This is a genomic window from uncultured Lamprocystis sp. (assembly GCF_903933125.1).
GTDB lineage: Bacteria > Pseudomonadota > Gammaproteobacteria > Chromatiales > Chromatiaceae > Thiodictyon.
The window spans coordinates 21,715-32,987 of the sequence record NZ_CAIZIZ010000544.1 but is presented as its reverse complement, the minus strand read 5'-3'; the positions used below and the strand labels follow the sequence as shown (position 1 = coordinate 32,987).

Here is an 11,273-nt window from a genome sequence, read left to right as displayed (position 1 = left end):
TTTCCCGGAAATCGCCTTAAGGTGATTTCCGCGAAAAATCCAACTCGTAGGAGCCCGCTTGCGGGCGACGGGTGGGGGCACAATGACGCGATTCCGGCAGGTCACGTCGCCCGCAAGCGGGCTCCTACGGAGCTTGATTCTTGATAGCGTCTTATTCGGAAATCGCCTAAAGTCCGACAGCCTGCTAGGTTCCGTTATCACGTCCGATGGCTATAGATAATCCGCGCTGACCGGGGCGTGCCGGTCGGTTCAGCGGTCTGCTGCTTCGACTCCTGCTCGGGGCCGCAGCCACGCCAGGCAAAGTAGGGTGCCCGCGCCCCACAGCGCTGCTGCCAACGGCAGGGTGACCTGTCCGGAGAAGGGGATGCCGGCCAGGGTCAGGCCGACGCGGGCGGCCGCCCCCAGCGCCAGGATGGCAAAGAGTGCCCCCACGAACAGGCCCTCGCGGCCGTGACGGCCGACACTGCCGGCCAGTCCGAGTCCGGCCAGTAAGATCCCGCCCCAGGCAGTGCCCGCCACGATCTGCAAGGCGATCAGCACCGGCAGATTGGGCGCAGCCAGGCACGCGGTGCAGGCGGCCGTGCCAAGCAGTGCCGCCAAGGCGAAACTTCGCCGCGCCCCGACGCGCGCCACGACCGGCTCGCCGATACCGACCGCCAGACTGAAGCCGATCCAGAATACCGGCAGCAGTCAGGGCAGCAGGGCCGGGTCCGCCAGGCCCTTATAGAGCGGCGCGGCGTTGACGAAAACATGCACCTGAAGTCCCGCCCCCAGCAGCAGCATCGCCGCGAGCAAGCGTCCGACGCTGGTGAAGGCCGGCCGGGGGACGCTGTCCGCCACGTGGTCGGCCGGCCGCTGGCGCGACTCCCAGGCCGCGAAACCCACGGTGGCCAGGGCCAGGCTGACCCCGGACAGGGTGAACGGCAGCAGCGGATCGATCCCCTTGAGCGCCGTCCCCAGGTACGGCGCCAGGGCGGCGGCCAGACCCATGCCCAGCAGGGCGACCGCGGTTGCCCGCCCCGGCGCCTGACCGCGCCGCGCGATCAGCGCATAGAGCGGCGCACGCAGGACCGAGGAGGTCACGACCCAGAGTGCGACCAATCCGACGAACAAGGCGGCATCGCCGACGCGCAGATGGGGCAGCGCGACGAAGGCCAGGCAGGCGATCAGGTTCAAACCCAGTACCACCGGGGCGAGACTCCGGAACAGCCGCATGGCCCGGTCCGCATAGAGTCCCAGGACTACATCGGCGCAGGCGAATAGCAACTGGTCCAGGCCCTTTTCTCATTACCAAGGCAACAGCGCTCGCAGCGGTGCGAGCGCCAATCCGGCCAACAGTGCCAGCACGCAGCAGACCAGAATCAGGCGCAGCGCGCGGCGCAGGTGGTTGCCATCCAGATCGGCCGGCCAGTGGGGGTCGCCGATCCAGTCGCGTTCAACCCATTCACCGTGATAGCGCGCCGGTCCGACCAGGCGCACCCGCAGGGCGCCGGCACAGGCGGCCTCGCTCCAGCCGGAGTTGGGGCTCGGCAAGCGGGCGTGATCGCGCCAGGCGGTCTGCACGGCCAGCCGCGGGTGCAGCCGGAGCAGGGCGGCGGCCAGCGCGATCAAGGGGACCGAGAGGCGCGCCGGCAGCCAGTGCACCAGATCGTCTGAGCGCGCTCCGGCCCAGCCGAAGCGGGCATAGCGGGCGTTCTTGTAGCCGACCATCGAATCCAGCGTCGACACCGCCTTGACCACAATCAGCCCCGGCAGGCCAAACAGACAGAGCGCCCACAGCGGAGTCAGGACCCCGTCGGTCAGATTCTCCGCCAGACTCTCGATGGTGGCGCGCACCACGCCGTCGCGCTGGAGTTGATCCGTCTCACGGCCAACCAGCATCCCGAGCCGCCGGCGCGCGGTCGGCAGGTCGTCCAGCGCTTCCAGAACCCGCTGTCCATGAACCAGCAGGTCACGCATGCACAGCAGGCTGTAGGCGATGAAGCAGTCCCAGGCCAGGGCCAGCCAGGGATGCCGCCACGTAAGCCCCAGGTGGACCCCCCACCAAACCAAGAGCGCCCCGCCGACCACCAGAACCCAGTGCAGCAGGCCCCCAAGTCGACCATTGAGACCGACGGCAAAGAGCAGACGCTCTCCGGCAAGGCTCAAGGCACCCAGCAGCCGCACGGGATGAAGCCGATAGACCGGATCGCCAAACAGGGCGTCGAGCAGGCAGGCGGTGAGGATGATTTCAAGGTGAGTGGCTACGTTCATCGGTGGATCCTAGCGCGAGCGCGGCGGTTGCGGCACCATGATGACTCCGTGTCGCCGTCTTGGCTGGAGGTAACCGGTGGAAGCGCTGAAACTCAAGACACTCGATGACCTGCTGCTGTCACCCGAGGAGCGGGTGGAGCTGATCGGCGGCGAGATCGTGCGTCGGCCGATGACGCGGTTCGCACATGCGTATACGCAAAGCCAGACATCGCGGGAACTCGCTGCGTTCAGCCGTCGGGGCGGCCCAGGCGGCGGTTGGTGGTTCGCGACCGAGGTCAGCGTCGCCTACGAGGCCCACGAGTGCCCGTCACACGACCTGGCGGGCTGGCGCCGCGAACGTCTGCCGCAACCGCCCGCCGGGGTCATCGACCTGCCGCCGGACTGGGTCTGCGAGATCGTCTCTCCCGGCCACGAGCGCAAGGACACCCGCTACCTACCGCAGTTGCTCAAACGCCACGGGGTGCCCTTCTATTGGCTGATCTGGCCCGAGGACCGGGCGCTGGTCGCCCATGCCCTGGACGGCGGGGACTGGCGCGTGATCGCGACCCTGAAGGATCAGGGCCGTGGCCGCATCCCCCCGTTCGATGCCATCGAACTCGACCTGGCCGACCTGCTGGCGGACGGTTAGCCGCTGCGGTTCAGCCTCTTAGGTGATTTCCGAAAAATTTAGTACCACGCGGGCTCAACCTCCGGTGACCGGGGCGGCGCGACCGGAGGTCGACGCTTTAGCGGGCGGCGGCGCCGCGTTCAGCTGAAAAATCGAGCTCCTGTCTGTTGTGCGGGTGCAGCAAGGCCCGCAGGGGGTCGGGGCGACTAAAGTCGCCCCTACACGTCGGTAGATCCTTTCCTGAAAATTACCTAATGCCGCGCGGGCATTCGCCCCGCCTGGAGTGTTTTCCGGGGCGCTCCGGCGCGCCTTCACAAGGCCGCGGCATTCGCCATTGCTCCGGGAATCCAGAGCGAATCGGACGCGCGACCTACCGCAACCGGCCGGGGAAGCCCGGCGTCAGGGATCGCAGCGGGTGATGGTGACGGTGAGGTCCCAGCGTTCGCCGTCCTGCACGCCCTGGCGCGGCAGCCGCTGGCCGGCGACCTCCCAGGGGGTCCGCCCGCCGCAGGTGCCGTTCAGAAAAAAGGCGCCGTCACGCAGAACCTGATAGGCGCGGCTACTGACCCGCCGCCGCAGGACCGCACCAGGGGCCAGGGTATCGCCGTTGAGGACGAAGGTGCCGTCCGCATCCGGGCGGCTCCGGATGGCGTCGATGGTCAGGGAAACGCCGGTTTCGTTGACGATGACGAGGGTGGCTGGGAAACGGATGTCTTCCTGGTACCGGGCGTCGAACTTGCAGCCTGAGGCCAGAACCAGGAAAAGCAGGGCGGACAGCAACGACGCGACCATGGGTCCGCGGGCCGGTGTGGTCATGATTGCATCAATCATCGAATTCGACGCGCGCAAGCCAGATCAGCGACTTCACGTCTTGCATGCTGGCTACGTTGCGGGCAAAGAAATCGTACGGCCTGACCCCATTGTAATACTTCATCAGGTCGATCTCGCCGGCGGCTGGATAGGTGACGCCGCCCGCGGCCGGGTTCAGGGTGGACTGGGTGATGACCGTGGAGCTCCCGCGGTGCCCGTAGGAATAGTCCTCGCCGCCATAGGCCGAGAGGATCTCATGGCCGATCTCGTGCGCGCTGGTGTGGCTGAAGTCTTGATCCTCGTCGGCCAGATTCTGATAGACCCAGCCCCCGTCGTACTTGATCCAACCGGCATTGTAGATGGTCCGCTCGGGGATGAAAATGTTGGCGATGAAGGAAAAGAAGCCGCGCACCGAACCCGGGTTGGACGACCGCCCCCAGTCGCCGTTGGTGTTGTACTCGAGTCCTACGTCGTCCATGGACTGCTCGGTCGTCACCCGTGGACGGGTGGCCACCTGAAAGTCGCCGTGGTCGGTCGAGATAATGAGACCGTTGCCGGCATCGCGGCTCCAGTAGCGGGCGAGTCCGGCGACGGCGAGGTTCTTGAGGTCATCGAAGCTGCGCTGGCGCACATGGGCTTGGCGCCGCGGGTCGTTCGCCGGGATGACGCTGTAGTTGGGGGTGGCGCCGGTGGCGAAGATCTCCGCCGGTGGAACCTCCCCGACCCCGTGCGCGCCCCCATCGCGCAGATCGACGCGCAGTTCCACCTGCACCGTCCCGGCGCCCCGGTCGATCACCACATCCACCCAATCCTGCTCCTTCGCCTCGTTGTCGAAGCGGATGGTCTGCTCCTGGCGCACGCCGCAGCGGGTACCCTGGAGGCGCAGTTCCAGTGTCGGGTCCTTGAGAACCTTGGTATCCAGGACGTTGCCGTTGCTGTAGCCATCCCATCGCCACTCGTGGGTGCCGACGGCGAGGGCATCATCGTGCAGGTCCTCCTGGTAAACCACCCGGTGATCCGCCCCGACGGTGATCGCCACACTGAGTGTCTCGGCCGAATTGTCGGAGATCTCGATCTCGAACGACACATAGGCGTGATGCCTGGTCGTGTCGTCGGTCTCACCGTAGGCGGGGATGCGCAGCGGGGTCAGGATGGTGCCGTCACCGTGGTCGGCCAGAGAGATATCGAGGGCGAAGCGGCAACGTGCCTCCTCGAGTGGACAACGCTCGGTGGCGGAGTCGCAGTCGCAATCGTCGCCGGGACAGGAGGCCGGGTCCGTGGGGTCGCCCTTGCTTATGATGGCGTCTCCAGATTGACCAAGACCCGCTCCAGCCAGGTCAGTGCCCGCTGCTCAAGCCGGGCCGCCCTGGCCGCGGGGTCAGTGAAGCGCTCATCACGCAGGGTCCGGGTGATCCAGGGATAGAAAGGGTCGGTGCCGCAGCCGTGGCCGAAGGCGAGCATCAGGACCACCACCAGTGCCATGGCACGCGGGCTGGTGAACCGCTGATTACGAGCCCCCTGACCGCCCTTGCGGATCAGTGCGGTGAGTGCCTCGTGCCCGACATAGGCGGCCTTCTCCGGGTAGATCGCCGTGCAGACATCGAGCATGGTGGGGACCAGTCGGTCCGGGGCGAAATCGATCGGGCCGGCGGCCCAGGCGCGGATGTTGCGCAAGGCGCGCAGCGTCCAACCGTCCCCCGGGCCGGCGACGGCTTGACGGTACTTCAACACGTGCCGATGGAGGGTCCTGGCTCGGCGCATCTGGCTGGCCGCATCCTGGTCGGCGAGAATCGCCGCCGCCCAGGGGTATTGCGGGTCGGTCGCAAAGCGGCTACCAAACAGAACCATCAATTCCAGGTAGAGGCGGACCGGACCGCGCTGCCGGAAGCCGTAACCCGCCGCCTGCTCCATCCCCCAACGCACCGCCTCGCGGGTGGCATCCGGCCCGAGTGTCTTGTAGAGGGGTGGGGTGAAATCGGCCAGGTGCGCGACCATGGCGTCCACGAAGGACTCCCGGGCGGCCGCACGGAATACCTCAAGTTGGTTGGGTCGGATTACCAGCATGGGCGAACCCGCCGGCTGCCGTCTTCACCGGGCGGAACCGAATACCCGATCAGGCGGACCGTCCCGGTGCCCACCACCGGCCGTGCAACAGGATCGACGCGTGCGGCCCGCGGGATGCCGGAGGCATGGGACTGCGGACGATGGGAGTCACCAGTCACCCGGATCGCGACGCTGGCGGGGGTCATGGGAGTCATCATGGGATCGGTCAGGCTGGCTCTTGTCTTACCCTCATCATAGCGCATGATCGTAGGAGACTGAATGGTCGACGGGGATGGGGCCTGAGAGGAATGATAGACCGGATCGCCGAACAGGGCGTCGAGCAGGCCGGCGGTGAGGATGATTCCGAGGTGAGTGGCTACGTTCATCGGTGTAACCTAGCGCGAGCGCGGCGGTTGCGGCACCATGATGACTCCATGTCGCCGTCTTGGCTGGAGGTACCCGGTGGAAGCGCTGAAACTCAAGACACTCGATGACCTGCTGCTGTCATCCGAGGAGCGGGTGGAACTGATCGGCGGGGACATCGTGCGCCGGCCGATGACGCGGTTCGCCCATGGACGGGCACAAATGCGCACCGCGCGTCAGCTCGGACCCTTCGATCGTGCCGGCGGCCCAGGCGGCGGTTGGTGGTTCGCAACCGAAATCAGCGTCGCCTACGAGGCCCACGAGTGCCCGTCACACGACCTGGCCGGCTGGCGCCGGGAACGTCTGCCGCAACCGCCCGCCGGGGTCATCGACCTGCCGCCGGACTGGGTCTGCGAGATCGTCTCCCCCGGCCACGAGCGCAAGGACACCCGCCACCTGCCGCAATTGCTCAAACGCCACCGGGTGCCCTTCTATTGGCTGATCTGGCCCGAGGACCGGACGCTGGTCGCCTATGCCCTGGACGGCGGGGACTGGCGCGAAATCGCGACCCTGAAGGATCAGGGCCGTGGCCGCATCCCGCCGTTCGATGCCATCGAGCTCGACTTGGCCGATCTGCTGGCGGACGGTTAGCCGCTGCGGTCCAGCCCCTCAATGCCGGGTGGCCATTCTCTGCGACTTGCGGCCAGATCAGGTCTAGGAAGCACTCTTCGCGACGCTCGTAGAATCGCTGTAGATACTTCAGTGGCCTGGCGGATCTGCGGCAAACGTCTGCCGCATCGCCTGAACAAAGGCCGTGGCTTGGGCAACCGCCCACGCGGCATGTTTCTGGTCCACCGTCTCGCCTTTATAATCGGCAACGAGACGAATCTCCTCTGCGCGGTTGAGGGCGCGTCCGAGTTCCAGGGAGACTCGCCCGGATTTTACCAAGTGCAGGCTGAAGGCGGAAATCACGCCACCGTGGGTCCGGGGGATCTCGCCAACCATCTGAACGCCGTCGGCGAGTAGAGCGGACCTGGCCGCATCGAACATGGCGTAATAGGCACGGTTACAGGCGCCATCCAGGTCGCCGACATCGAGCAGCAGCGCCGCTGACTCCGCCGCCCGCGTCGCCTTGGCCATCATCTCGGCGGCGTTCACAGGCGTATCCCCTCACGGCGGATGTTCCCGAGCAATCTCGGATTGGAGTAGGTCTCCGGGTGAGCCCACTCCAGATCCCAGACCGGCAGCGGCTGGATGCGGATTCCCGTCTCCAGCAGGACGTCATACGCGACATCCGCCAAGTCCAGTTTGGTGTCGAGAAAATCGCCTGGCTGGCCGCGCAGCAGGATCGCGACATCGGCGTCACTGTCCACCCGAAAATTGCCCCTGGCGCGGCTGCCAAACAGGTAGGCGCCGCTGACCGCGTAGCGTGTTGCAACGTGCGCCAGAAAAAGACGCAGGGCCAGCGTCGTATCCGGGTCGAGGGTGCGCGGCGATTCTGTGTTCACGATTCCAGCTTACCGCAATTTGCCAAACTCTACTCGCTGACCGCGACACCTGCTACCCTCCCCGCACCGTACGCGACTGACTGGACGTGAATGAACCTCGACGAACTCCTGAGCACCCTCGAATCGCCCATCGTGGTGCGCCCGACGCGCCGGATGACCCAGGGCGAGCTTGAATCCTATCTCGACAAGGCCGCGGACATTCTGCGCGGCAACGCCGACCACTCCGAATTTCGCGGCTACGTCTTCGCGCTGCTCTTCTACAAACGCATCAATGACTGCTTCGATGAGGAGGTCCTCACCCAGGTCGCGACCCTGACCGGCGCCGGGGTCCCGCGGGAACAGGCGTTGCTACTGGCGCGCGACCCGCAGAACCACCACTTCATCGTGCCCGAGTCGGCGGCCTGGAACAAGGTGGCGCGCTCAGTCAAGGGCCTGCTCGGGCTCGCGCTCAACAACGCCATGCTCGCCATCGAACGCGCCAATGCCCACCGGGAGAACAACTTCGATGGCATCCTGACCGGCAAGATCGACTTCAACCGGCACGACGAACTACCGCGCGACAAGCTGGTCAACCTGATCAACCACTTCGGCAGCCAGACCTTCGACCGCGCCCATGTCTCCGACGACCTGTTCGGCAACGCCTACGAGTACCTGATCCGCAACTTCGCCAGCCGCGCCGGCAAGTCCAGCGGCGAGTTCTACACCCCGGCCGAGGTCGGTTTTCTCATGGCCGAGGTGCTGCAACCCAAGGCCGGCATGTCCATCTGCGATTGGGCCAGCGGCTCCGGCGGCCTGCTCTTGCAGTGCATCCGCCACGTCAAGAAACATGGCGGCGACCTGCGCCAACTGCGTCTGCACGGCCAGGAATCCAACGGCACCACCTACAACATCTCCCGCATCAACATGATCCTGCACGGCATCCCGGTGTGGGAGCACAAGCAGGGCGACAGCCTGCGCGACCCGCGCCACCTGACCGCGGATCACCGCGTCAAACAGTTCGACCGTGTCATCATGAATCCGCCCTTCTCGCTGGAGGATTGGGGCTACGACACCGTCGCCGCCGGCGACAAGTTCGGACGGCTGTCGTTCGGCATGCCGCCCGCGAGCAACGGCGACTGGGCCTGGTTGCAACAGATCGTCAAGTCGCTCAAGGACGCCGACCCGGACACCGGCGAGGGCGGTCAGGGCATGGTGGTCATGTCCCAGGGCGTGCTCTTCCGCGGCCAGCCCGAGCAAACCGAGGCCGAGGACGGCCAGAACCAGAAGGCCGACGCCGAATATCTGATCCGCCGCGGCTTCATCGAGGCCGACCTGATCGAGGCGATCGTTGTCCTCCCGAGCAAGCTCTTCTACGGCAACGGCGTGCCGGGCAGCCTGATCCTGCTCAACAAGGCCAAGCCCGCGGCGCGCCAGGGCAAGGTCCTGATGATCTGGGCCTCGCGCCACTTCCAGAAGGGCAACCCGCAGAACCTGCTGCGGCCCTCCGACCTGATGCGCATCCTGGTGCCCTGGCGCGCCTTCGGCGACCTGGAGCAGGCGCAACTTCTGATCGACGCGCAGGAGGCCCAACTGATCCTGGAGGAGGAGGCAAAGCGCGACGCCCGCCTCACCGACATCGAGGATGCCTTCGGCCCGGTGCTGGAACCGCTCCCCCGGCTGACGGCCGAACTGGCGACACTGGATGCACTGGACCTGAAGCTTCAGGCAGTCAAGGAGGCCATCACCCCCGAGCACCCCTGGTTCGGCCCCCTGGCCCCGCTCAAGGCGGAAGTCGAGCGCATCGAAGGCCAGATCGACGCCGCCGGTCGGGGTGACAAGGCCACACTCAAGGCGCGGCTGGCCATGCCCAAGGTCCGATTCGATGGCGCCCGCAAGCGCCTTATCACGGCGATCAAGGCACGGCACAAACAGGTCGCCCGGGCGGTCAAGGAGATCGGCAAGCTCCAAGAGGAGCGCGATACCCGCGAGCAGGAGGTCCGGCTCGCCGCCGAGCGAGAGATTACGCATCTGCACGAGACCGCCGCGGACCTGAGGCGCATTTGTGCCAATGCGGAAGAGGCGCAGCGTTAGTAACTTCTCAATAACCCGCGGCAAACAGCCGATGCGGCTCCGCAAGTCTATGTTTCTCCAAGGGTAGCCCGTGGGCTTGCCGTGACTTATTGAGAAGTTACCAGCGTTACTTCGCGGTGGTTGAGCGGGCTGAAATCGAAGAGAACGAATTCAATCTCAATTTGCCGAGGTATGTCGATACCTTTGAGCCCGAGTTGGTTCTGCCACTGACAGAAGCACGATTGAACCTGGCGAAGGCCCAAGCAGGCGCGTTGACTGCGGCGCAAGACCTCAACAACCTGTTGGCAGTGATCGATCATGAAAGTTGATTGCTTTCCTGATGCCACGCCAGATTGGCCGAGATGCTCGATTGCCGAGTTAGCGACGATCGATCCGCCGTATGAGCTTGAACTCGGAAAGGTGTACCCATTCCTGGAAATGGCCTCGGTCCGCGAAGGCTTCGCAGGAATCGCCAAGTACGATGAGCGAGTGTGGGATGCGTCAGGGCTTTGCCGCTTCGCCGAGAATGATGTCATTCTCGGGAAGATTACCCCATGCGCCGAGAACGGAAAGACCGCACTCGTTCGTGATCTGCCCGATAATTTTGGGATCGGCTCAACAGAGTTTTTCGTTCTATCCCCACATGAGCACGTCGTTCCTGAGTTCCTCTTTGCCGTACTGACCGCAGGTCCCTTTCACCGACGCTTGGTTTCGCGCATGGAGGGGTCGACTGGGCGCCTGCGAATCACACGAGATACGCTGAAGAAATGGCTTGCCGTGCCAGTGCCGCCCATTGAGGAGCAACGCCGGATTGCCATCGCCCTCAAGCTAGCAGATGACTCCGTCGTCAAGGCCCAAGCGGAACTGAATGCGGCGCAAGACTTGAAGCGTTCCCTTGAGGCGGGATTGCTCACCGGCAGGATAGACAAGAGGGCACGAAGCACGACCAAGACCAAAATCGGCACATTCCCTAACGACTGGAAAGTCCTGCTGCTGATGGAACTTGCCAGCATCGGTTCTGGCGTCACCTTGAACCAGGACCGCGCGCCAAAGAAGTATCCTTGTCGTTACCTGACTGTGGCCCATGTTCAGCGTGGTTCTATCTCGAACGAAGACCGCCGATTTCTGGAAATGACGCCCGAGGAAAGAAAATGCCGGCTTCTGGAAGAAGGCGATGTATTGGTGATCGAAGGGCACGCGAGCCCAATGGAGATCGGACGCGCGGCCATGTTTAAGGACCAGGGTGAACCCACAACCTTCCAGAACCACCTTTTCCGAGTTCGCGCAGACATTAATCAGATACTCCCGACCTTTCTGCTTTACGTACTTAATTCCGAGCGTGTCCAGCGTCACTGGAACGCCATCTGCAACACGAGCAGCGGTTTGAACACAATCAATCGCCGGAATCTCAGGAAATTACTCATTCAGTGTCCACGTATCGACGAGCAGCGGGAGATTATCGAAACGCTGGATGCCGCCGAGGTAAGCATTCTCGCCTCCAGCAACAAGGTTTCCGCACTGGATGAGGTTAAGCGATCCCTCCTACACAACCTACTCACCGGCAAGATTCGCATCCCCGCCGATGCACCAGTACCCGATCGAGGTGCCGCATGAACGCCTATAAGACCTATGTCCAGAAC

General features: G+C 64.7%; 14 protein-coding genes. 5 read left to right on the top strand and 9 right to left on the bottom strand.

Features of this window, described 5'->3' with window-relative positions; all coding sequences use genetic code 11:
* Positions 1-249: 249 nt before the first annotated feature.
* The 3 genes from QZY03_RS29900 to cbiB form a co-directional block, all read right to left on the bottom strand.
* Complete coding sequence (locus QZY03_RS29900; protein ID WP_295587694.1) at positions 250-600, bottom strand: hypothetical protein; 351 nt, start codon at positions 598-600, stop codon at positions 250-252.
* A 90-nt stretch (positions 601-690) separates the two neighbouring features.
* Positions 691-1,266: a hypothetical protein gene (locus QZY03_RS29895; protein ID WP_295587692.1), complete on the bottom strand. Its 576-nt coding sequence runs from the start codon at positions 1,264-1,266 to the stop codon at positions 691-693.
* Positions 1,267-1,287: 21 nt separating this feature from the next.
* Complete coding sequence (gene cbiB / locus QZY03_RS29890; protein ID WP_295587690.1) at positions 1,288-2,253, bottom strand: adenosylcobinamide-phosphate synthase CbiB; 966 nt, start codon at positions 2,251-2,253, stop codon at positions 1,288-1,290.
* Positions 2,254-2,329: 76 nt separating this feature from the next.
* Between cbiB and QZY03_RS29885 the strand changes: the two genes are divergently transcribed.
* Positions 2,330-2,881 carry a Uma2 family endonuclease gene (locus QZY03_RS29885; RefSeq protein ID WP_295587688.1) on the top strand — a complete coding sequence of 184 codons (552 nt, stop codon included), beginning with the start codon at positions 2,330-2,332 and terminating at the stop codon, positions 2,879-2,881.
* A 378-nt stretch (positions 2,882-3,259) separates the two neighbouring features.
* Here QZY03_RS29885 and QZY03_RS29880 read toward each other — a convergent pair whose 3' ends face one another.
* The 4 genes from QZY03_RS29880 to QZY03_RS29865 form a co-directional block, all read right to left on the bottom strand.
* Positions 3,260-3,676: a hypothetical protein gene (locus tag QZY03_RS29880; RefSeq protein WP_295587686.1), complete on the bottom strand. Its 417-nt coding sequence runs from the start codon at positions 3,674-3,676 to the stop codon at positions 3,260-3,262.
* 7 nt (positions 3,677-3,683) lie between these two features.
* Complete coding sequence (locus tag QZY03_RS29875; protein ID WP_295587684.1) at positions 3,684-4,757, bottom strand: hypothetical protein; 1,074 nt, start codon at positions 4,755-4,757, stop codon at positions 3,684-3,686.
* A 206-nt stretch (positions 4,758-4,963) separates the two neighbouring features.
* On the bottom strand, positions 4,964-5,734 hold the full coding sequence (locus QZY03_RS29870) for a hypothetical protein (protein ID WP_295587683.1): 771 nt from the start codon (positions 5,732-5,734) through the stop codon (positions 4,964-4,966).
* A complete protein-coding gene (locus QZY03_RS29865; protein ID WP_295587681.1) occupies positions 5,725-6,099 on the bottom strand; it encodes a hypothetical protein in 375 nt (124 codons plus the stop codon). Before QZY03_RS29865 ends, QZY03_RS29870 begins: the two co-directional genes overlap by 10 nt.
* A 76-nt stretch (positions 6,100-6,175) precedes the next feature.
* Here QZY03_RS29865 and QZY03_RS29860 point away from each other — a divergent pair, with 76 nt between their 5' ends.
* Positions 6,176-6,727 carry a Uma2 family endonuclease gene (locus QZY03_RS29860; protein WP_295587679.1) on the top strand — a complete coding sequence of 184 codons (552 nt, stop codon included), beginning with the start codon at positions 6,176-6,178 and terminating at the stop codon, positions 6,725-6,727.
* 108 nt (positions 6,728-6,835) lie between these two features.
* Here the strand turns inward: QZY03_RS29860 and QZY03_RS29855 are convergent, their stop codons facing one another.
* Both QZY03_RS29855 and QZY03_RS29850 read right to left on the bottom strand, forming a co-directional pair.
* The gene (locus QZY03_RS29855) at positions 6,836-7,234 is read right to left on the bottom strand and encodes a HEPN domain-containing protein (protein WP_295587677.1); all 399 of its coding nucleotides are present in this window, start codon (positions 7,232-7,234) and stop codon (positions 6,836-6,838) included.
* Complete coding sequence (locus tag QZY03_RS29850) at positions 7,231-7,584, bottom strand: nucleotidyltransferase domain-containing protein (RefSeq protein WP_295587675.1); 354 nt, start codon at positions 7,582-7,584, stop codon at positions 7,231-7,233. Before QZY03_RS29850 ends, QZY03_RS29855 begins: the two co-directional genes overlap by 4 nt.
* Before the next feature lie 90 nt (positions 7,585-7,674).
* Between QZY03_RS29850 and QZY03_RS29845 the strand changes: the two genes are divergently transcribed.
* The 3 genes from QZY03_RS29845 to QZY03_RS29835 all read left to right on the top strand — a co-directional run bounded on the left by QZY03_RS29845 (position 7,675) and on the right by QZY03_RS29835 (position 11,247).
* Entirely contained in the window at positions 7,675-9,654 is a 1,980-nt protein-coding gene (locus QZY03_RS29845) for a class I SAM-dependent DNA methyltransferase (RefSeq protein ID WP_295587673.1), read from the top strand.
* Between the two features lie 89 nt (positions 9,655-9,743).
* Positions 9,744-9,962, top strand: a complete 219-nt coding sequence (locus tag QZY03_RS29840) for a hypothetical protein (protein WP_295587671.1) — start codon at positions 9,744-9,746, stop codon at positions 9,960-9,962.
* Positions 9,952-11,247, top strand: a complete 1,296-nt coding sequence (locus QZY03_RS29835) for a restriction endonuclease subunit S (RefSeq protein WP_295587669.1) — start codon at positions 9,952-9,954, stop codon at positions 11,245-11,247. The genes QZY03_RS29840 and QZY03_RS29835 overlap by 11 nt, the downstream gene beginning before the upstream one ends.
* The last annotated feature ends 26 nt before the right edge of the window (positions 11,248-11,273 follow it).